The sequence below is a fragment of the Methylobacterium aquaticum genome, assembly GCF_016804325.1.
GTDB classification, from domain to species: domain Bacteria; phylum Pseudomonadota; class Alphaproteobacteria; order Rhizobiales; family Beijerinckiaceae; genus Methylobacterium; species Methylobacterium aquaticum_C.
Genome location: NZ_CP043627.1, coordinates 4488493 through 4508725, shown reverse-complemented (window position 1 = coordinate 4508725; position 20233 = coordinate 4488493). Strand labels below are relative to the sequence as shown.

The window sequence follows — 20233 nt, the reverse complement described above, 5'->3', positions numbered from 1 at the left end:
CGCTCGCCGACATGCAATCTGGCACGCCGACGCCATCCCTAGACCGCATGCGCTCACTTGTTGGCCCACGGCAAGGGTTGGGCCTATACGGCATGCCCCCCGAAGGCTGTGTCCTCGCCGGACCATCGCTCTGGAAGGAATTGCGCCGTGCTGCGTGCCCCCCACACCTCCTCCCCCGCCGTGGCCGGCTCCAAGATCGAGCGGCGTAAGGCGTTCCTGGACGGGTGCGGGCCGGAGACGCGGGCGATCCACGCCCCGATCCTCGATCTCGCGGCGTCGCGCGGCCACCTCAACCCGAGCGGCCTCGGGGAGGCCCGCGCCTCGTCCGCTCTCGGCTCGGTGGGCCAGAGCAGCGTCGGCTTCGACAGCCTCGGCGACTACGAGGCGGCCGATGCGGCGGGCCGCGCGCCCTATGGCGGCGCCGAATACGGCGTCGTCCTGTCGCCGGAGGCCGAGGCGGTCTGCGCGAAGTTCGCGCGGCTCCATGGCGGCGCCGGCGCGGTCGTCTGCGCCTCCGGCCTCGCGGCGATCGCGACCGTCCTCGACGCGTTCGCCCCCAGAGCCGTGCTGATCCCCGACGGCCTCTATTTCCCGGCCTGGCGCTACCTGTCCGAGACGGGGCGCGCCGAACTCCTGACCTACCCGGCCGGCGCCTCCGGCGAGGAGGTCGCCGCCCTGATCCGCGAGGCCGGGACGCGCGTCGCGCCCGCCGAGACGATGCTCTATCTCGAGGCGCCGGCGAGCGGCACCTTCGAGATCCCGGACATCGCCGGCCTCGTCGCGGCGGCGCGGGCGGCCGGGATCCGCACGGTGATGGACAACACCTGGGGAAGCCACGTCCGCTTCCGGCCCCTCGACCACGGGATCGCCCTCGCGGTCCAGGCGACGACGAAGTACGAGGGCGGCTACGGCGACACGCCGAGCGGCATCGTGGTCGCCCGCGACGAGGCCGATCTCGCCCGCCTGCGCCGGCAGTTGCGGATCAGCGGCAACGGCGCGGTCTCGCCCCAGACCTGCACCCGCCTGCTCCACCGGGTCGACAGCGCGGAACACCGGCTCGACCGGCACGCCGCCACCGCCGCAAAGCTGATGGGCTGGTTCGAGGACAGGCCCTTTACCGCCGACATCCTGAGCCCGGTCCGGGCGGCGAGCCCGTATCATGCCCGCTTCCGGCAGTATTTCGGCGCCGGCAACAGCCTGTTCACGGTGGTGTTCGACGAGGGGGTCCCGGTCGAGCGGGTTCAGGCCTTCGTCGATGCGCTGCTGCTGTTTCGCGTCGCCGAGAGCTGGGGCGGCCACGTCTCGCTGGTGCTGCCGGTCCATCCGCGCCGCGACCCGGCGATGCGACAGGGGGGCGCGATGTTCCGCTTCAATGCCGGGCTGGAAGAGGCCGGCGACCTGATCGCCGACCTGGAGCAGGCGGCGCGGGCGGCTTTTCTAGAAAACCTCGCGTAACTGTCCCCAAGCTTTATCATACCCACTGAGTCATTCCGGGGCCGCGAAAGCGGAGCCCGGAATCCAGAAACGCAGGTGCTTCAGGAGAGGGCGGGACGATCCCCGATTTATCCTGGACCATCGGCGGTTCTGGATTCCGGGCTCCGCTGCGCGGCCCCGGAATGACGAGGAGAGTGTCGGAACGATCGAGTCGTCCCGATCCGACAGGCTCGACGAGCCTACGGATAGCCGTAGCGCGACCGGCCCGCGGCCAGCAGGTGCAGCGCCTCGCCGTCGCGGCCGGCGGCGCAGGCGGCGGAGGCGTTGGCGAGATCGGCCGAGAAACGCTTGCCGACCGGGGCGTTGAGGTTGCCGGTGGCGACGTCGCTGTCGACGATCGCCTGGGTGCGGGCGATGGCGGGACCGCAGCCGGTGCCGGCAGGCAGCGCCCCGGCGGGCAGCGCGGCGACCGGGCCGAGCCCGGCGGCGGGCGGCGGCACGGCCGGCTTCGACTGGCAGGCGGCGAGGGCGAGGACGGCTGCGAGGGCGAATCCGGGCTTCCAGGACGACACGGGAAGGCTCCACCTTGGGATTGAACACGTAAAGCCGAGCTTGTCGCAAGCACGGACGGGGCGGTCAATCGCGGTACGGCGCAAGGGCCGGCCGCGGCTCGTCATCGCTCCCGCGTCATCATGCCCTTGTCATCGTTCCGCGGGCCCGGTACACAAGCCACCCTCGCCCCGGGTTCCGTAACCCTTCAGGAGACGCGAGCCGTGGCTCATGCCGGCTCCCCGCTGACGCTTCCGACGACCGCCCTCTCGGCGGCGCGGGCGCGCGCGCTCCTTCTCGGCGGCCTTCTTCTCCTTATCAGCCCCTGAGGGCCGTCCGGGCGTGCGCCTGGGCCCTTGGGGGATTGAGGATCGAGACACCTTCTTGCCAGTGACGCGCCCGCGCGACCCCTGATCCCGGGCGAACCAGGATTGCCATCATGACCGACCAGGCCTCCCGCATCGCGACCTCCCCGAGCGCGTGCTGATCTTCGACACCACCCTGCGCGACGGCGAGCAATGCCCCGGCGCCACCATGACGCTGGAGGAGAAGCTGGCGGTGGCCGAGATGCTCGACACGATGGGGGTCGACATCATCGAGGCCGGCTTCCCGATCGCGTCGAACGGCGATTTCGAGGCGGTGGCGGAGATCGCCCGCCGTTCCAAGTCCGCGGTGATCGCCGGCCTGGCCCGCGCCATTCCCGCCGACATCGCCCGGGCCGGCGAGGCGGTACGCTTTGCCAAGCGTGGGCGCATCCACACCTTCGTGTCGACCTCGCCGATCCATCTGGCCCACCAGATGCGCAAGACCGAGGACGAGGTCCTGGAGATCATCCTGAAGACCGTCGCCCAGGCCCGCGACCTCGTCGAGGACATCGAGTGGTCGGCGATGGACGCGACCCGCACGCCGATCGACTACCTGTGCCGCTGCGTCGAGGCGGCGATCCGGGCCGGTGCCACCACCATCAACCTGCCCGACACGGTCGGCTACGCCACCCCCGACGAGTACCGGCAGATGTTCCGCTCCGTCCGCGAGCGGGTGCCGAATTCCGACAAGGCGGTGTTCTCGGTCCATTGCCACAACGATCTCGGCCTGGCGGTCGCCAACTCGCTGGCCGGCATCGAGGGCGGCGCGCGCCAGATCGAGTGCACCATCAACGGCATCGGCGAGCGGGCCGGCAACGCCGCGCTGGAGGAGATCGTGATGGCGATCAAGACCCGCGCCGACGTGCTGCCCTATGCCACCGGCATCGACACCACCCAGCTGGTCCGCGCCTCGAAGCTGGTGGCGGGCGCCACCCACTTCCCGGTCCAGTACAACAAGGCGATCGTCGGCCGGAATGCGTTTGCCCACGAGAGCGGCATCCACCAGGACGGGATGCTGAAGAACCAGACCACCTACGAGATCATGACGCCGGAATCGGTCGGCGTCCACAAGACCTCGCTGGTGATGGGCAAGCATTCGGGCCGGGCCGCCTTCCGCTCCAAGCTCGAGGACATGGGCTACCGCCTGTCCGACAACCAGTTCCAGGACGCCTTCGAGCGGTTCAAGGCGCTGGCCGACCGCAAGAAGCACGTCTACGACGAGGATATCGAGGCCCTGGTCGACGAGAACCTGGCCACCGCGCACGACCGCATCCGGCTCGTCTCCCTGACGGTGATCGCCGGCACCCGCGGCCCGCAGCGGGCGACGTTGCGGCTCGACATCGAGGGCCGCACCGTCACCGAGGAGACGGACGGCAACGGCCCGGTCGACGCGGTGTTCAACGCCATCAAGGCCCTGGTGCCGCACGAGGCCGCCCTGGAGCTCTACGACGTCCACGCCGTCACCGAGGGCACCGACGCCCAGGCCGAGGTCTCGGTGCGCCTGCGCCAGGACGACCGCATCGTCACCGCCCGCGGCGCCGACCCGGACACCCTGGTCGCCTCGGCCAAGGCCTACCTCGCCGCGCTGAACAAGCTGATGGCCGGCGCCAGCCGCCTGCACGCCCAGCACGCCGCCGCGGAGTAACCCGGGCCGAATAATCCGGGCCGAGTAACCCAGGCCGGGTGAGCGCGGTCGGCGAGCCAGCCGGCAAAAAATCGAGGGCACGGCGGGATCGGGGCTGGACAGCCCCCGCCGGCCCAGTAAACGACCTTCACCGCCGGGGCGGTTTGGTGGCTTCCCCGGAGGCGCTCTTGTGAGAGCGGGCGCATAGCTCAGTTGGTAGAGCAGCTGACTCTTAATCAGCGGGTCCTAGGTTCGAGCCCTAGTGCGCCCACCACAAGAACCAAGTTGCTCTCGCGGTGACTTGAAACGGGTACCTTCACGGTATCCCGCACCTTCGGAACGGTTGGTGGCCGTTCCCCTCTCGCCTTTATCGGCGATGGGCGCATAGCTCAGTTGGTAGAGCAGCTGACTCTTAATCAGCGGGTCCTAGGTTCGAGCCCTAGTGCGCCCACCACTCCCCTCCCCTGACGATCACGGACCGAACCGGCTGCAACGCAGCCTCAGGTCGACTATCCTGCCCGAGGCACGCATGACCGTGGTGCTGCTGCACGGCTTGGGGCGCACGAAAGCCAGCATGGCGCGGCTCGCCGCGCGCCTCACCGCCGCCGGTCACCACGTCGAGAATCTGAGTTATCCCTCCCGCCGCCTCGGCCTTGCCGCCTGCGCCGCGCATCTGCTTCCTGCCCTCTCGACGATCCGCCCGCGTGCCGGAGGCCCAGTCGTCCTCGTTGGGCATTCCATGGGCGGCCTCGTCGCCCGATGCCTCGCCGCGGCGGATCCGGACCTCGCCGCCGGCCTCGTCATGCTGGGCACGCCGAACCGCGGCAGCGAGGCGGCCGACATCGTGTCGGGCTTCCGGCTCGGGCGAAGGGTGTTCGGGCCGGCGCTGCACGACCTGCGCACCGATGCCTGTCCGGCGATCCCGATCCCGGCCTGCCCGATGGTGGTGGTGGCGGGCACGCGGGCGCTCATCCCGTTCTTCCGCAGCCGGATCCCGCGGCCGCATGACGGCCTCGTCAGCGTGGAGCGCGCCCGGCTCGGAGCCGGCGAGCGCGGGTGCACGGTGCCGGCCCACCACACCTGGCTGATGGACCATCCCGCGACGGTCGCGGCGGTGCTGGACGCCCTGTCGGCCTGGAATCCTCCCGTCGACCGGGCGGGCTGATCGCAGACCGCTCCACCGAGGCGGCCGGCGGACAATCCGCTTGACGAGGCAGGCGTGTGCCGACACTGTCCCGCGCCATGATCGGGAACCGGACCTTGTGTGATCGACGCCGACGCCGCCTCTCCGCGGCGGCTGTCCGGCTGCGCGTCGATCGGTGTCCTTCCGCAGGGTGACGGGCTCAGGCCTCTCATCCTCGACCGGAGGCGGCCACCCGGCCCGCAATCCCGAACCAAGCCCCCGCAGCCCCCGGCTCCGGGGGTTTTCTTTTGCCCGCATTCCAAGAAGGACACCCCACCCATGAGCATTCGCGTCGGCATCGTCGGGATCAGCGGCTTCGGCGGCGGCGAGGCCCTGCGCCTGATCGCCGGTCACCCCGCCTTCGAGCTGGTCTACGCCGCGGGCGAAGGCAGCGCCGGCAGCCGCCTGGTCGAGCGCTTCCCCGGCGTGCCGGCGCGGCTCGCCGACCTCGTGATCGAGAAGTGGGACCCCGCCTCCCTGCCGCCCCTCGACGTGCTGTTCGCCTCGCTGCCCACCGGCACCTCGGCGGCGGCGCTGGCGCGGGTGCCCGGGAGCGTCAAAATCGTCGATATCGGCGGCGACCACCGCTACGTCGAGGGCTGGACCTATGGCCTCGCCGATATCTGGCCCGACCGGATCGTGGGCCGGAGCCGGATCGCCAATCCCGGCTGCTTCCCGGCGGCGACGCTCACCGCGCTCGCGCCGCTCCTCGCCGAGGGGCTGATCGAGCCCGGCCACATCGTGATCGACGCCAAGACCGGCATCTCGGGCGCCGGCCGGGGCGGCGGCGACAGCCGGTTCGGCTATGCCGAGAGCAACGAGAACCTGGTGCCCTACGGCCTGCTGAAGCACACCCACATGCCCGAGATGGCGACGACGATTGAACAGCTGAGCGGCGGCAGCGCCGCCGGCCTCGTCTTCACGCCGCATCTGGTGCCGATGACCCGGGGCATCCTCGCCACCATCTACGGCCGCGGCCGCGCCACCACGGCGCAGTGCTTGGAAGCCGCCCGGCGCTTCTATGCCGGGCGGGCCTTCGTCCGCGTGACCGACGCGCCGCCGCAGACCAAGTGGGCGACCGGCTCGAACCTCGCCTTCGTCAGCTACGCCGCCGATCCGGCGCGCAACCTGGTGATGGCGTTGGGCGTGGTCGACAATCTCGGCAAGGGCGCGGCGGGCCATGCGGTGCAGAACGCGAACCTGATCTGCGGGCTGCCGGAGAATGCGGGGCTGGAGGGCGCGCCGGTCTGGCCGTGAGGTGATGGGGTCGGGGTGGTGCGCGTGCGGATCTCGGACTTTGTTTGAGCCGCCAAACGACCTCGCGAGCGCCTGTCCGATCCCGGTCGCAACCTCATCCTGAGAGCCTGTTTGAGCAGCGTGATTTGACAAAAACTGAGAAAAATCAGGAGATATCCTACCCTTCCACCTCATCCTGAGGTGTTAGTCGATCGCAGATCGACTGACCTCGAAGGAGGGCTCCAGAAGCCTCTGCGATCCCTGGAGCCCTCCTTCGAGGCTCACTTCGTTCGCACCTCAGGATGAGGTTAGCGGGTAGGATGATCCCATCCGCCTCAAGTCTTGGGTAGAAGTCCTGCTCAAACAGGCTCTGAGGTGGATGGGTGGGATTTCCGATCGTCAGAAATTTTCCCGATGCGGCCGATCAGTTCGGTGTCACGCCGCCCGCACCGTATCGAGGAAACGCGCCACCTCGGCCGAGAGATGCTCGGACTGGCGCGACAACTCGCTGGCCGCCCCCAGCACCTGGCTCGCCGCGGCGCCCGTCTCCTCCGCCGCCCCCGCCACACCGGCGATGTTGCCGGTCACCTCGCCGGTGCCGGCTGCGGCCTGGGAGACGTTGCGGACGATTTCCTGCGTCGCCGCGCCCTGCTCCTCGACCGCCGCCGCGATCGAGGTCGCGACCTCGCTGATCTGCGCGATCCGCGCGGTGATCTGGCCGATGGCGCCGGCGGCTTGTCCCGTGGAGGCCTGGATCGCCGCGATCTGGCCGGTGATCTCCTCGGTGGCGCGGGCGGTCTGGCCGGCGAGTTCCTTGACTTCCGCCGCGACGACCGCGAAGCCCCGGCCCGCGGCACCCGCCCGCGCCGCCTCGATCGTGGCGTTGAGCGCCAGGAGGTTGGTCTGGGCGGCGATCGACGAGATCAGCCCGACCACGTCGCCGATCCGGGCGGTGGCCTCGGTCAGCGCCCGCACCTGACCCGCGGTCTGGCGGGCTTCGGCGACCGCGGCCTGGGCGAGGCGGGCCGAGCCGTCGACCTGGCGGCCGATCTCCTGCACCGAGGCCCCCAGCTTCTCGGCCGCCGCCGCCACGGTGCCGACATTCGAGGAGGCCTCCTCGGCCGCCGCCGCCACGGCGGTCGATTGCGCGGCGGTCTGGGTCGCGGTGGCGGTCATGGTCTGGGCGGTGGCCTGCAACTCGGTCGCCGAGGCCGAGACCTGGCCGACGATGCCCCCGACCGCCCGCTCGAAAGCGTCCGCCATCTGGCGCATGCCGGCGCGGCGCTGCTCCTCGAGCGAGGCCCGGGCGAGGACCGTCTCCTCCTCCAGGGCGCGGGCCCGGATCAACCCGTCCTTGAACACCTGCACGGCGGCGGCCATGGCGCCGATCTCGTCGCGCCGTCCGGCTCCGGGGATCGCCACCGCGAGGTCGTGGCCGGCAAGCCGCCCCATCGCGGCGGTCATGCGGGCGATCGGCCGGGCGACGCCGAGGAGGCTGAAGATGGCGGCGCCGATCGCCGCCGCGAAGGCCAGAGCCGTCATGATGCCGGCCCACAGGATGCCGGTGCCGGCGCTGGCGCGGCTGGTCTCGGCGCTCGCCAGGGCGGCGGCGGCGTTCATCGCCACGATTTGCCGCAGCGCCCCGGTCGCCTCGGCATTGGCGGCGGTCATCGGCGGACCGGTCAGCGTCGCGAGCGCCGAGGCCTGGTCGCCCGCCGCCATCGCCCCCGTCACCATCTTCTGGCCTTCGAGGTAGTCGCTCCACCGGGTGAGGAACCGCCCGAACGTCGCCCGCTCGTCCGGCGCGGAGATCAGCGGCTCGTACTGGGCCTGGAGGTCGACCAGGGCCTTGCGGCTGTCGGTCAGGGCCTGCTCGTTGCGGTCGTAGGCGGCATCGTCGGTCGAGGTCACGACGAAGCGGTAGAGGTGGATGCGGTAGCTCTGGGTCTCGGCGTAGATCTGGTTGATCAGGTTCGAGGCCGGGATCCGCGTCCTGGCGACATCCACGATATCGTCCCGCAGCGTCACCAGCCGCAGGATCCCGTTGCCGCCCTGCGCCACGCTGAACAGCATCAGCGTCATGATCGTCCCGATCAGGACGTGTTTGATCGACAACTTCATCCTGCGACTGCCCGGCATCGAGGGTTCCGCCTCGGGCCACGAGGCGCGCCTATGCTATAGAAGTCGCATCGTTAGCTCTTGATGAAGAAAAAAGTCTCTGGCGCATCAATCGGCAGTTCGCCGGACATGTCGGCACCGACGCCGGTCGCGCGGGCAGAGGATGCCCGCGCCGTGGGCGGTCCTACTCGGTGCCCGCCTGGTGCGGCCGCGGCCGTGCCTTGCGCCGCAGGGCGATCTCCTGCTCGCGCGCCTTCGGCAGTTCGCGGTGGGCCTGGTCGCGGCCGGGCCGATAGGGCTTCGGCCAGGATTGCGTGCGGGCATCGTACCAGGCGGAGGCCTGGCGGCAGAAATTCGGGTTCCACAGATGCGGCCGGCCGAGCGCCACGATGTCGGCCCGGCGGGTATGCAGGATGGTGTTGACCTGTCCGGCTTCCGTGATCGCACCCACCGCCATCACGGCCATCGTCGCGCGGTTGCCGACCTGGTTGCGGATCGCGTCGGCGAATTGGACCTGGAACATCCGCCCGTAGACCGGCTGCTGGTCGGCGACGGTCTGGCCGGCCGAGACGTCGACGAGGTCGCAGCCCGCCTCGTGCAGGGCCTGCGCCACCGCCACCGTGTCGGCCTCGCTCATCCCGCCCTCGGCCCAGTCGGTGGCGGAGATGCGCACCGACATCGGGCGCTCCGCCGGCCAGGCCGCCCGCATGGCGGCGAAGACCTCGAGCGGGAAACGCAGGCGGTTCTCGATCGACCCGCCGTATTCGTCGCTGCGGGTGTTGGTGAGCGGCGAGAGGAACGAGGCCATCAGGTAGCCGTGGGCGCAGTGCAGCTCGAGCATGTCGAAACCCGCCCGCGCGGCCCGCATCGTCGCCTGGACGAAGTCGTCGCGCACCTCATCCATCCCGGCCCGGTCGAGTTCCCGCGGCACCTGGCTCACGCCGTCGAGATAGGGGATGGCCGAGGCCGAGACGATCGGCCAGTTGCCGGCGGGCAGCGGCCGGTCCATCCGCTCCCAGCCGACCTGGGTCGAGCCCTTGCGGCCGGCATGCCCCAGCTGCATCACGACCCTGGTGTCGGTATGGGCGTGGACGAAATCGACGATGCGGGCCCATTGCGCCTCGTGCGCATCGGTCCACAAACCCGGGCAGCCGGGGGTGATGCGGGCCTCACGTGACGGACAGGTCATCTCGGTGAAGAGCAGGCCGGGACCGCCGAGCGCGTGCGAGGTGTAGTGGACGAAGTGCCAGTCGGTGAGGTTGCCGTCTGCGTCGGCCGAGTATTGCGCCATCGGCGCCATCGCGACCCGGTTCGGGATCCGCATCTCCCGGAGCGTGAGGCCGGTGAACATCGGCGTCGGCCGGCTCTCCCGATAATCCTCCCCGGTCTCGGTGAAGAGGCGGGCATAGAATGCATCATCCACCGCCGCCACGTAGGCGGGATCGCGCACCACCAGGTTGTCGTAGGTGACGGATTTCGCCCGGCACATCACCACCATGGAGAACTGCGCGGGGTCCATGTCCCAGGAGCGGTTCATGTGCTCGAACCAGGCGAGCGACACGTCGGCATTGTGCTGGATGACCTGGCACGGGGTGCGGCGGGCCCGGTCATAGGCGGCGAAGGCCGCCTGCACGTCCTCCTCGGCCCTGTCCACCAGCGCATCCGAGAGCGCGATGGCGCATTCCATGGCAAGCTTGGTGCCCGAACCGATCGAGAAATGCGCCGAGGCCTTGGCGTCGCCCAGCAGCACGATGTTGCCGTGCGACCAGTTCCGGCAGAAGATCCGCGGGAAGCGGCGCCAGGTCGAGCGGTTGAGGAGCAGGCCGTGGCCTTGCAGTTCCTCGGCGTACATCGCCTCGAGGACCCGGCGCCCGCCCTCCTCGTCGGTCTCGGTGAAGCCGTGGCCCTGCCAGCAGGCCTCGTCCATCTCGAACACCCAGGTCGAGCGGCCCGGCTCGTACTGGTAAGTATGGGCGCAGACGATGCCGTGCGGCGTCTCGCGGAAGAAGTAGTTGAACTCGTCCATCGGCCGGGTCGAGCCCATCCAGCAGAACCGGTTGGACTTGATCTCGACCTCCGGCTGGAACGCCTCGCGGAAATGGTCGCGGATGCGCGAGTTGATGCCGTCGCAGGCGACGATGACGTCGGAATCGGGGAAGCGCTCCTTGAGCCGCTCGGGCGGGACGCTCTCGCCGAAGTGGAGTTCCACCCCCTCCTCGCGGCAGCGCTCCTGCAGGATCTGGAGCAGGCGCATCCGGCTGACCCCGGCAAAGCCGTTGCCGCCGCAGCGCATCTGCGTGCCCTGCTTGTGGATCGCCACGTCGTCCCAGTACGAGAAGGCGTCGCGGATGCGGGTGAAGGAGCGGGGGTCGCGCGACAGGAACTCGTGCAGGGTCTCGTCGGAGAACACCACGCCGAAGCCGAACGTGTCGTCGGCCCGGTTCTGCTCGTAGACCTCGACCTGCCAGGCGGGCCGGCGCTTCTTGGTCAGGAGCGCGCAATAGAGCCCGCCGGGTCCGCCGCCGATCACCGTGACGCGCATGGGGGGCTCCTTCTCGTGGGGGCGGGCTCGCCGACGGAGAAACTTTATACTTGAAATATCTCGGCGCAAGGGGGCGTGCGGCGAAGCGTCGGCCGACCGGCCGGCCCCGTGCCGTCCGATCGCGAGCACCCGTTTGAATGCTGCGGCGCAACAATCAAAAAGCCTTGTCTTTCAGCACTATGCTCGCTGCACTGCACATCGATGGGGCACGGCGAAAAATTCGCCAATGGCGGTTGCCAGACGATATTTCATGCGTAAAGTATTCCCGGCGAGGCAAGGCCGGGACTCGACGAAAGAGCGCCGCTTCCGCCTCCCGTGCCGACTCGACTTCGGCCGCGCCGCGCCGGACAAGTGCCGTCGATGCTCTCGACAGAGAAGGGACACACGGGATGACGCCGATCCGGAACGCCAGCTTCCTCGCGACCGCGCTGATGGGCGCCACGCTGCTGGCCGGCCCCGCCGCCGCGCAAGGTGCCGAAAAGGTCCGGGTCGGGCTGATGTTCACCCTGTCGGGTCCGTCCGCCGTGCTCGGCGAGCAGGGCCGCGACGGCTTCCTGCTGGCCCTCGACACCCTGGGCAAGAAGCTCGGCGGGCTCGACGCCGAAGTAGTCACGGTCGACGACGAGCTGAAGCCCGACGTCGCCACCAACAAGGCGCGGGAACTGGTCAAGCGCGACCGGGTCGATTTCGTGGTCGGGCCGACCTTCTCCAACGTGCTGCGCGCCGTGGTGCGCCCGGTGACCGAGGGCGGCGCCTTCCTGATCTCGCCCAATGCCGGCACCTCGAACTATGCCGGGGCGGAGTGCAACCCGAACCTGTTCGTCTCCTCCTACCAGAACGACCAGGTCCACGAGGTGCTCGGCAAGTACGCCCAGAACAAGGGCTACAAGCGCCTCGTCCTGCTCGCGCCGAACTATCAGGCGGGCAAGGATTCGCTCGCCGGCTTCAAGCATTCCTACAAGGGCGAGGTCGTGAACGAGATGTTCACCCCGCTCGGCCAGCTCGACTTCTCGGCCGAGCTCGCCCAGATCTCGGCGGCGCAGCCCGACGCGGTCTTCGCCTTCATGCCCGGCGGCATGGGCGTCAACCTGGTGCGCCAGTACCGCCAGGCGGGCCTGAGCACGATCCCGTTCCTCTCCGCCTTCACGGTCGACGAGAGCACCCTGCCGGCCCAGAAGGACGCGGCGGTCGGGTATTATGGCGGCGCCAACTGGGCGCCGAACCTCGACAACCCGCAATCCAAGGCTTTCGTCGCCGCCTACGAGAAGAAGTACGGCAGCGTGCCGGGCACCTACGCCATGCAGGCCTACGACGCCGCCCTGATGATCGACGCGGCGGTCAAGCGCGCCAAGGGCGACCTGAAGGACAAGGACGCGATCCGCGCCGGCCTCAAGGCCGCCGAGTTCACCTCCCTGCGCGGCGCCTTCAAGATCGGCAACAACCACTATCCGATCCAGGACTTCTACCTCGTCAAGGCGGCCAAGCGCCCGGACGGCAAGTACGAGACCCAGATCGCCGAAAAGATCTTTTCGAATTATCAGGACAATTATGCGGCCGAGTGCAAGATGAAGTAACCGTGACCCGCTGACGGATCATCATGAAACTCCGCGTCATTCCGGGGCCGCGTCAGCGGAGCCCGGAATCCAGAGCCGCCGAGGATGTCGGATGAAGCGGAACCGTTCCATCGTTGCTTGTACCACCTGCGGTTCTGGATCCCGGGCTCCGCTGCGCGGCCCCGGGATGACGCCGAGGGTGGCACGCGCCTTCGGGCGAACCCCGCGCGATCGGGTCGTGTGATGCTCAACCTGTTCCTGATCCAGGCGCTGAACGGCGTCCAGCTCGGCATCCTGCTGTTCCTGGTGGCGGCGGGGCTGACGCTGATCTTCGGGGTGATGGACCTCATCAACCTCGCCCACGGCGCGCTCTACATGATCGGCGCCTATCTCGCGGCGACGTTCACCGCCGCCACCGGCAGCTTCGGCCTCGGGCTGCTGCTGGCGCTGCCGGCGACGCTCGCCTTCGGGCTGGCGCTCGAATTCCTCGTGGTGCGCCACCTCTACGGGCGCGACCATCTCGACCAGGTGCTCGCCACCTTCGGGCTGATCCTGATCCTCAACGAGGGCGTGCGCATCGTCTGGGGGGCGGCACCCATGAGCGTGCCGGTGCCGGATGCCCTGTCGGGCTCGGTCCACCTCGTCGGCACCCTGCATTACCCGCTCTACCGGGTCGCGATCATCGCCGCCGGCCTCGCCACGGCCCTCGGGCTCCATCTCCTCGTCAACCACACCCGGCTCGGCATGCGCCTGCGGGCCGGCGCCAGCAACGGCCCGATGGTGGCGGCGCTCGGCATCGACATCCGCCGGCTGTTCCTGGTGGTGTTCGGGCTCGGCGCGATGCTGGCGGGGTTCGCCGGCGCGATGGTGGCGCCGATCCTGTCGGTCGATCCCGGCATGGGCGATTCGGTGCTGATCCTGACCTTCGTGGTCATCGTCATCGGCGGGGTCGGCTCGGTGCGGGGCGCCTTCGTCGCCGGTCTCCTCGTCGGTCTCGCCGACCAGCTCGGGCGCACCTTCGGGCCGATCCTGCTGCGCAGCGTGATGGATGCGTCCGCCGCCTCGCAGACCGGGCGGACGCTGGCGCCGATGCTGATCTACATCCTGATGGCCGCCGTCCTGTTCTTCCGGCCCTCCGGCCTGTTTCCGGCGCGGGGCTCCCGATGACCGCCCTCGTCGCCCGCATCACCGCCGAGCCGCCCCGGCGCCGGGCCGCCTTCTCCGGCGCGGGCCTCGCCGGGCTGGTGCTCGCGGCGCTCGCCGCCCTGCCGGTCGCGGCGGAAGCCGCCGGCCTGCCGTTCCTGGTCGTCACCGCGACCCGGATGATGATCTTCGGGCTCGCCGCCCTCTCCCTCGACCTCGTGCTCGGCTACGGCGCGATGGTGTCGTTCGGGCACGCCGCCTTCATCGGCTTAGGCGCCTACGCGGTCGGCATCCTCGACGCCCACGGCATCCGCGATCTCGCGGTGCAGGCGCCGGTGGCGGCGGGCATGTGCGCGCTCTTCGCCCTCGTCACCGGGGCGATCAGCCTCCGCACCCGCGGCGTCTACTTCATCATGATCACGCTGGCCTTCGGGCAGATGGCGTATTTCTTCATGGTCTCGCTCGCCGCTTACGGCGGCGACGACGGGTTGCCGCTGTCGGGCCGCTCGACCCTGTTCGGGATGCGGCTGATCGAGGGCGATCCGGCGCTGTTCTACCTCGTGCTGGCGGTGCTGGCGGTCGCGCTGCTGGTGCTCCGCCGCGTCGTCGCCTCGCGCTTCGGCCGGGTCCTGCGCGGCAGCCGCGACAACGCCGTGCGGATGCAGGCGATCGGCTTCTCGCCCCTGCCCTACCGGCTCACCGCCTACGTCATCGCCGGGGCCGTGGCGGGCCTCGCCGGGGTGCTGCTGGCGAACCAGGCCGAGTTCGTCTCGCCGGCCTATATGAGCTGGCAGCGCTCGGGCGAACTGATCGTCATGGTGGTGCTCGGCGGCATGGGCACGCTCGTCGGGCCGGTGGTCGGGGCGGCGGCGCTGATCGCGCTCGAAGAGGTGCTGGCGCATTACTCCGACCATTGGCGCCTCGGCCTCGGGGTGATGCTGGTGGCGGTCGTGCTCCTCTCCCGCGGCGGGCTCGCCGGGCTGGCGGCGAAGATCGGGAGGCGCGCGTGACCTCGCTCCTCTCCGTTCGTAACTTGCGCAAGTCCTACGGCGCGCTGAAGGTCACCGACGACGTCAGCCTCGACGTGGCGTCGGGCGAGTTGCACGCCGTCATCGGCCCGAACGGCGCCGGCAAGACCACGCTGATCCATCAGCTCTCCGGCAGCCTGCCGAGCGATTCCGGCACGGTGCATCTCGCCGGCGAGGACGTGACGGCGCTGCCGATGGTGGCGCGGGTGCGTCGCGGGCTCGCCCGCTCGTTCCAGATCACCTCGATCCTCGACGGGTTCTCGGTGCTGGAGAACGTGGCGCTCGCGGTCCAGGCCCGGTCCGGCTCGAGCTTCCGGTTCTTCCGCCCCGCCGCGACCGAGACCAAGCTCAACCGTGAGGCGATGGACGCCCTCGGCCGCGTCGGCCTCGCCGACCGCGCCGCGCGCCGGGCCGGCAGCCTGTCGCACGGCGAGAAGCGCCAGCTCGAACTGGCGGTGGCGCTCGCGACGAAGGCCCGCCTGCTCCTCCTCGACGAGCCGCTCGCCGGCACCGGCCCGGAGGAATCGGCGATCCTGGTGGAGCTGATGCGCGAGCTGAAATCCACCCACACGATCGTGCTGATCGAGCACGACATGGACGCGGTGTTCGCGCTCGCCGACCGGATGAGCGTGCTCGTTTACGGCCGCGTCATCGCCAGCGGCGCGCCGGCCATGGTCCGCGCCGATCCGGCGGTGCGCGCCGCCTATCTCGGCGAGGAGGAGGCGGCCTGATGCTCACGGTCGAGGGATTGGAGAGCGCCTACGGCGATTCCCGCATCCTGTTCGGGATCGATCTGTCGGTCGCCAAGGGCGAGGTGGTGACCCTGCTCGGCCGCAACGGCATGGGCAAGACCACGACCGTGAAGTCGATCTTCGGCCTGCTCAAGCCGCGGGCCGGCCGCATCCTGATCGACGGCGAGGACATGGCCGGGCGCCCGTCCCACCTCGTCGCGCGACGCGGCCTCGGGCTGGTGCCGGAGGGGCGCCAGGTCTTCCCGACCCTGTCGGTCGAAGAGAACCTGGTCGCGACCCATCGCGGCGGGCGGGGCGCCAAGTGGAGCCTCGATGCGGTCTACCGCCTGTTCCCGCGCCTCAAGGAGCGGCGGCGCAACGGCGGCGACCAGCTCTCGGGCGGCGAGCAGCAGATGCTGGCGATCGGCCGGGCGCTGATGACCAACCCGCGCCTCGTCGTCCTCGACGAGGCGACCGAGGGGCTGGCGCCGCTGATCCGCGAGGAGATCTGGGCCTGCCTGCGGGCGATCAAGGACGAGGGCGAGGCGATCCTGGTGATCGACAAGAACGTCGATGCCCTCGCCCGCTTCGCCGACCGGCACGTGGTGATCGAGAAGGGCCGCGTGGTCTGGACCGGCACCAGCGCGGCGCTCCGCGAGGCGCCGGAGGTGAAGGACCGGTTCCTTCATGTGTAAAACGATTGCGACGGAGTGACCGCATGACCCCCATGACCGCAGGCATCACCCGCGCCGGTGACGGCATCGAGGGCGTCCGCTGGAACATCCTCGGGCAGATCTACGTGCCCAAGCAGCACAGCGAGAGCTCGCTGTCCTGGCACGCCACCTTCCCGCCGGGCACCTTCGTGCCGCCGCACATCCACCCGACGCAGGACGAGTTCCTGTACATCCTGCAAGGCCGGCTCACCGCCGTGCTCGACGGACAGGAGAGCGTGGCCGAGCCGGGCGACACGGTGCGGCTGCCGCGGGGCCAGCCGCACGGGCTGTTCAACCGGACGGACGCCGACGTGAAATGCGTGTTCTGGGTCTCGCCGGCGCGCCGCCTCTACGACCTGTTCTGGGCCCTGCACAATCTCGGGCCGCAGGCGAACCCGGCCGACGTGGTGGCGATCTCGGCCAAGCACGAGGTCGACTTCCTGCCGCCCCCGGACGCGGAGTGAGGCCATGCGCGTCCTCATCGTCGGCGCCGGGATCGGCGGGCTCGCCACCGCCCTGATGCTCCACCGGCGCGGCATCCGCGCCACGATCGTCGAGCAGGCCTCCGAGGTGCGCGAGGTCGGGGTCGGCATCAACACCCTGCCGCACGCGATCCGCGAACTCGCCGAACTCGACCTGCTGCCGGCCCTCGACCGGGTGGCGATCCGGACGAAGGAACTCGCCTACTACAACCGCCAGGGCCAGGAGGTCTGGCGCGAGCCGCGGGGGATCGAGGCCGGCCATCCGGTGCCGCAATTCTCGATCCATCGCGGGCGCCTCCAGGCCGTCCTCTACGATGCGGTGCGCGAGCGGCTGGGGCCGGACGCGGTCCGGACCGGGCTGGCGCTCTCCGGCTTCCTGCAGGACGAAGGCGGGGTCACCGCCCACTTCACCGATTCGCTGAAAGGCGATGCCGGCCGGACGATCCGGGCCGACGTGCTGGTCGCCTGCGACGGCATCCACTCGGTGGTGCGGAAAAAATTCTTCCCCGACGAGGGCCCGCCGCGCTGGGACGGGGTGCTGATGTGGCGCGGCGCCACCGAATGGGGTCCTTGGGGCGACGGCCGCACCATGGCGATCGGCGGGGGCATGGGCGCCAAATGCGTGCTCTACCCGATCGCCGAGGCCGGGAACGGGCGCCAGCTGATGAACTGGGTGGTGTTCGTGAAGATGGCGGACGGCAAGGTGTCTCCGCCGCCCAAGGAGAGCTGGTCGCGCCCCGCCCACCGCTCGCAGGTGCTGCCCTACGCCCGTCGCTTCGCCCTGCCGGATTTCGACCTCGCGGCGCTGGTCGAGGCGACGCCGCAGATCTTCGAATACCCGATGTGCGACCGCGATCCGCTGCCGCGCTGGACCCATGGCCGGGTGACTCTCCTGGGGGATGCGGCCCATCCGATGTACCCGGTCGGGTCCAACGGCGCCTCGCAGGCGATCCTCGACGCGCGGGCGCTGGGCGATGCACTGGCCCGGTCCGAGCACCCGATGCAGGCGCTCCATGCCTACGAGGCCGAGCGCCGGCCGAAGACCGCCGAGATCGTGATGCTCAACCGCAAGGGCGGGCCGGAGCGGGTGATCGACGAGGTCGAGAAGCGGGCGCCGGCGGGGTTTTCCCGAATCGAGGACGTGCTGAGCCATGCCGAGAGGCAGGCGATCGTCGGCGGCTATGCCGGCAAGGCCGGCTTCGCGGTGGCGGGGAACGTGAGCCCGCTGCGGGTGGCGGTCTAGCTCCTTCCCCTCCCCCTGTGGGGAGGGGTCAGGGGTGGGGGTGGTGCCGCGTAGAGCGCGCGGTCAATCCGGCGCCACCCCCACCCCTAGCCCCTCCCCACAGGGGGAGGGGAAAGTGCTCTACGAAAACGACCCGCGCCCAAATCCTTTAAGGTTGAAATATCCATGACCAACCTCCCTCCCCGCCACATCCTGGTCACCGGCGCCACCCGCGGCATCGGGCGGGCGATCGCGGCCGGGTTCGTGGCGGCGGGGGAGCGGGTGACCGTGCTCGGCCGCACGCCTGCGAGCGCCGAGCGGGCCCGCCAGGAACTCGGCGCCGCCCACGCGGTCGCGGCGGACGTGACCGATGCGGCGGCCCTGGAGCGTGCCCTGACCCATGCCGCCGAGCAGGCCGGCCCGGTCGCGGTGCTGGTCAACAATGCCGGCGGCGCCGAGACCGCGCCGCTCGCCCGCAGCGACGTCAACACCCTGCGGCGGATGATGGCGCTCAACCTCGAGCCGGTGCTGGTCGCAGCCCGCGCCGTCGTGCCGGGCATGAAGGCGAATGGCGGGGGAAGGATCGTCTCGGTCGCCTCCACCGCCGGCCTCAAGGGCTACGCCTATGTCGGCGCCTACTGCGCCGCCAAGCACGCGGTGGTTGGCCTGACCCGGGCGCTGGCCCTGGAACTCGCCGCCACCGGCATCACCGTCAACGCGGTCTGCCCCGGCTTCACCGATACCGACCTCGTCGGCACGGCCATCGACGGGCTGGAGGCGAAGACCGGCCGCGATCGCGACGACCTTCTCACCGAGTTCACCCGCCACAACCCGATGGGCCGCCTGATCCGGCCGGAGGAGGTGGCGGACGCGGTCCGATGGCTCGCGGGCCCGGGCGCCGGCGCCGTCACCGGGCAGGCCATCGCGGTGGCGGGAGGCGAGCTGTGAACGCCCCGACGGAGATCCCCGCCCACCGCACCGAATTGCGGCTGTGGCTGCGCCTGCTCACCACCGCCAACACCATCGAGGCGGAGATCCGCCGCCGCCTGCGCGACCGCTTCGACACCACCCTGCCGCGCTTCGACATGATGGCGCAGCTCGAGCGTGCGCCGGACGGGCTCCAGCTCGGCGAGCTGTCGCGCCGGATGATGGTCTCGAACGGCAACGTCACCGGCCTCGTCGAGCGGCTGGCGCAGGAGGAACTGATCGACCGCCAGGTCTCGGAATCCGACCGCCGGGCGGTGCAGGTGCGGCTCACCCCGCAGGGCCGCAGCGCCTTCGCCGAGATGGCCCGGGCCCATGCCGACTGGATCGCCGAACTCGTCGGCGCCCTCGGCCCGGCGGAGCAGGAGGCCCTGTCCACCCAGCTCTCCGCCCTCAAGGCCTCGGTGGGGGGCACGACGGCGAAACCCAAGCAAGAACGTCAGGGAGGCACAATGAGGCGCCAGAACGCCATCGCGGCCCCGCTCGAGGGCTTCACGCCGCAGCATTTCGGCTTCGCGATCGAAGACGGCATCGCGACCGTGACGCTGAACCGGCCGGAGAAGAAGAACCCGCTCACCTTCGAGAGCTACGCGGAACTGCGCGACACCTTCCGGGCGCTGCGCTTCGAGGACAGCGTGACGGCCGTCGTGATCACGGGTGCAGGCGGCAACTTCTCCAGCGGCGGCGACGTGTTCGAGATCATCGAGCCGCTGACCAATATGGGCGCGGCCGATCTCCACGCCTTCACGACGATGACCGGCGACCTCGTCAAGGAGATGCGGGCCTGCCCGCAGCCGGTCGTGGCCGCGGTCGAGGGCGTCTGCGCGGGAGCGGGCGCCATCATCGCCATGGCCTCCGACCTGCGGGTGGCGGGCACGGGGGCCAAGGTGGCGTTCCTGTTCAACAAGGTGGGCTTGGCCGGCTGCGACATGGGCGCCTGCGCGATCCTGCCCCGGATCATCGGCCAGGGCCGGGCCTCGGAGCTTCTCTATACCGGCCGCTTCATGAGCGCCGAGGAGGGCGAGCGCTGGGGCTTCTTCAACCGCCTGGTCCCGGCGGGCGAGGCCCTGAATGCGGCCCGCGAGACCGCCCGCGCGCTCACACAGGGCCCGGCCTATGCCAACGGCCTGACCAAGCGGATGCTGCACATGGAATGGGCGATGGGGGTGGATGCCGCCATCGACGCCGAGGCGATGGCCCAGGCGCTCTGCATGAAGACCCAGGATTTCCGTCGCGCCTTCGAGGCCTTCGCCGGCAAGACCAAGCCGATCTTCGAGGGGAACTGAGCGATGATCCTCGAAATCCCGCTCCCTCCCACCCTCGACC

At 70.2% G+C, this 20233-nt stretch carries 16 protein-coding genes, 2 tRNA genes and 1 pseudogene; 16 read left to right on the top strand and 3 right to left on the bottom strand.

The features are described 5' to 3' along the window. Positions 1–147: 147 nt before the first annotated feature. Positions 148–1455: a trans-sulfuration enzyme family protein gene (locus F1D61_RS20580; RefSeq protein WP_203153674.1), complete on the top strand. Its 1308-nt coding sequence runs from the start codon at positions 148–150 to the stop codon at positions 1453–1455. Positions 1456–1673: 218 nt separating this feature from the next. On the opposite strand, the gene F1D61_RS20575 is transcribed toward F1D61_RS20580, so the two are convergent. Continuing rightward, a complete protein-coding gene (locus tag F1D61_RS20575) occupies positions 1674–2006 on the bottom strand; it encodes a hypothetical protein (RefSeq protein ID WP_203153672.1) in 333 nt (110 codons plus the stop codon). Positions 2007–2463: 457 nt separating this feature from the next. On the opposite strand from F1D61_RS20575, the gene F1D61_RS20570 reads away from it, so the two are divergent. From F1D61_RS20570 to argC, 5 genes are all read left to right on the top strand, one after another. Next, a complete protein-coding gene (locus tag F1D61_RS20570) occupies positions 2464–3993 on the top strand; it encodes a 2-isopropylmalate synthase (RefSeq protein WP_203153670.1) in 1530 nt (509 codons plus the stop codon). Between the two features lie 177 nt (positions 3994–4170). After that, a tRNA-Lys gene (locus F1D61_RS20565) sits at positions 4171–4246 on the top strand. Positions 4247–4350: 104 nt separating this feature from the next. After that, positions 4351–4426: transfer RNA gene (locus F1D61_RS20560), tRNA-Lys, on the top strand. Between the two features lie 75 nt (positions 4427–4501). After that, positions 4502–5137, top strand: a complete 636-nt coding sequence (locus tag F1D61_RS20555) for an alpha/beta fold hydrolase (protein WP_203153668.1) — start codon at positions 4502–4504, stop codon at positions 5135–5137. A 297-nt stretch (positions 5138–5434) separates the two neighbouring features. Next, on the top strand, positions 5435–6412 hold the full coding sequence (gene argC, locus F1D61_RS20550; protein ID WP_203153666.1) for an N-acetyl-gamma-glutamyl-phosphate reductase: 978 nt from the start codon (positions 5435–5437) through the stop codon (positions 6410–6412). A gap of 414 nt (positions 6413–6826) precedes the next feature. On the opposite strand, the gene F1D61_RS20545 is transcribed toward argC, so the two are convergent. Beyond that, a complete protein-coding gene (locus tag F1D61_RS20545; protein WP_203153664.1) occupies positions 6827–8512 on the bottom strand; it encodes a methyl-accepting chemotaxis protein in 1686 nt (561 codons plus the stop codon). 181 nt (positions 8513–8693) lie between these two features. Continuing rightward, the gene (locus tag F1D61_RS20540) at positions 8694–11051 is read right to left on the bottom strand and encodes an FAD-dependent monooxygenase (protein WP_203153662.1); all 2358 of its coding nucleotides are present in this window, start codon (positions 11049–11051) and stop codon (positions 8694–8696) included. Between the two features lie 389 nt (positions 11052–11440). On the opposite strand from F1D61_RS20540, the gene F1D61_RS20535 reads away from it, so the two are divergent. From F1D61_RS20535 to F1D61_RS20490, 10 genes and pseudogenes are all read left to right on the top strand, one after another. After that, positions 11441–12625: an ABC transporter substrate-binding protein gene (locus F1D61_RS20535; protein ID WP_432443157.1), complete on the top strand. Its 1185-nt coding sequence runs from the start codon at positions 11441–11443 to the stop codon at positions 12623–12625. A 222-nt stretch (positions 12626–12847) separates the two neighbouring features. After that, complete coding sequence (locus F1D61_RS20530; protein ID WP_203153660.1) at positions 12848–13771, top strand: branched-chain amino acid ABC transporter permease; 924 nt, start codon at positions 12848–12850, stop codon at positions 13769–13771. Then, the gene (locus F1D61_RS20525) at positions 13768–14757 is read left to right on the top strand and encodes a branched-chain amino acid ABC transporter permease (protein WP_203153658.1); all 990 of its coding nucleotides are present in this window, start codon (positions 13768–13770) and stop codon (positions 14755–14757) included. The genes F1D61_RS20530 and F1D61_RS20525 overlap by 4 nt, the downstream gene beginning before the upstream one ends. Beyond that, positions 14754–15506, top strand: a complete 753-nt coding sequence (locus F1D61_RS20520; protein WP_203153656.1) for an ABC transporter ATP-binding protein — start codon at positions 14754–14756, stop codon at positions 15504–15506. The genes F1D61_RS20525 and F1D61_RS20520 overlap by 4 nt, the downstream gene beginning before the upstream one ends. Further along, positions 15506–16201 carry an ABC transporter ATP-binding protein gene (locus tag F1D61_RS20515; protein WP_203153654.1) on the top strand — a complete coding sequence of 232 codons (696 nt, stop codon included), beginning with the start codon at positions 15506–15508 and terminating at the stop codon, positions 16199–16201. Before F1D61_RS20520 ends, F1D61_RS20515 begins: the two co-directional genes overlap by 1 nt. A gap of 23 nt (positions 16202–16224) precedes the next feature. Next, positions 16225–16683, top strand: a complete 459-nt coding sequence (locus tag F1D61_RS20510) for a cupin domain-containing protein (RefSeq protein ID WP_203153652.1) — start codon at positions 16225–16227, stop codon at positions 16681–16683. Positions 16684–16687: 4 nt separating this feature from the next. Further along, positions 16688–17944 carry a flavin-dependent oxidoreductase gene (locus F1D61_RS20505; protein WP_203153650.1) on the top strand — a complete coding sequence of 419 codons (1257 nt, stop codon included), beginning with the start codon at positions 16688–16690 and terminating at the stop codon, positions 17942–17944. Positions 17945–18109: 165 nt separating this feature from the next. Then, positions 18110–18871 carry an SDR family NAD(P)-dependent oxidoreductase gene (locus F1D61_RS20500; RefSeq protein ID WP_203153648.1) on the top strand — a complete coding sequence of 254 codons (762 nt, stop codon included), beginning with the start codon at positions 18110–18112 and terminating at the stop codon, positions 18869–18871. Further along, positions 18802–19155: pseudogene (locus F1D61_RS20495) on the top strand (MarR family transcriptional regulator); the annotation flags it as partial. The gene F1D61_RS20500 and the pseudogene F1D61_RS20495, both read left to right, overlap by 70 nt. 204 nt (positions 19156–19359) lie before the next feature. After that, the gene (locus tag F1D61_RS20490) at positions 19360–20193 is read left to right on the top strand and encodes an enoyl-CoA hydratase family protein (protein ID WP_203159183.1); all 834 of its coding nucleotides are present in this window, start codon (positions 19360–19362) and stop codon (positions 20191–20193) included. Positions 20194–20233: the final 40 nt, after the last annotated feature.

Excerpts from the sequence above, each read along its gene's own strand:
- F1D61_RS20515 (WP_203153654.1), top strand. The coding sequence starts at position 15,506 with ATGCTCACGGTCGAGGGATTGGAGAGCGCCTACGGCGATTCCCGCATC.
- F1D61_RS20500 (WP_203153648.1), top strand. The coding sequence starts at position 18,110 with ATGACCAACCTCCCTCCCCGCCACATCCTGGTCACCGGCGCCACCCGC.
- F1D61_RS20535 (WP_432443157.1), top strand. The coding sequence starts at position 11,441 with ATGACGCCGATCCGGAACGCCAGCTTCCTCGCGACCGCGCTGATGGGC.
- F1D61_RS20545 (WP_203153664.1), bottom strand. The coding sequence starts at position 8,512 with ATGAAGTTGTCGATCAAACACGTCCTGATCGGGACGATCATGACGCTG.
- F1D61_RS20530 (WP_203153660.1), top strand. The coding sequence starts at position 12,848 with ATGCTCAACCTGTTCCTGATCCAGGCGCTGAACGGCGTCCAGCTCGGC.
- F1D61_RS20525 (WP_203153658.1), top strand. The coding sequence starts at position 13,768 with ATGACCGCCCTCGTCGCCCGCATCACCGCCGAGCCGCCCCGGCGCCGG.
- F1D61_RS20555 (WP_203153668.1), top strand. The coding sequence starts at position 4,502 with ATGACCGTGGTGCTGCTGCACGGCTTGGGGCGCACGAAAGCCAGCATG.
- F1D61_RS20510 (WP_203153652.1), top strand. The coding sequence starts at position 16,225 with ATGACCCCCATGACCGCAGGCATCACCCGCGCCGGTGACGGCATCGAG.
- F1D61_RS20540 (WP_203153662.1), bottom strand. The coding sequence starts at position 11,051 with ATGCGCGTCACGGTGATCGGCGGCGGACCCGGCGGGCTCTATTGCGCG.
- F1D61_RS20490 (WP_203159183.1), top strand. The coding sequence starts at position 19,360 with ATGAGGCGCCAGAACGCCATCGCGGCCCCGCTCGAGGGCTTCACGCCG.
- argC (WP_203153666.1), top strand. The coding sequence starts at position 5,435 with ATGAGCATTCGCGTCGGCATCGTCGGGATCAGCGGCTTCGGCGGCGGC.
- F1D61_RS20505 (WP_203153650.1), top strand. The coding sequence starts at position 16,688 with ATGCGCGTCCTCATCGTCGGCGCCGGGATCGGCGGGCTCGCCACCGCC.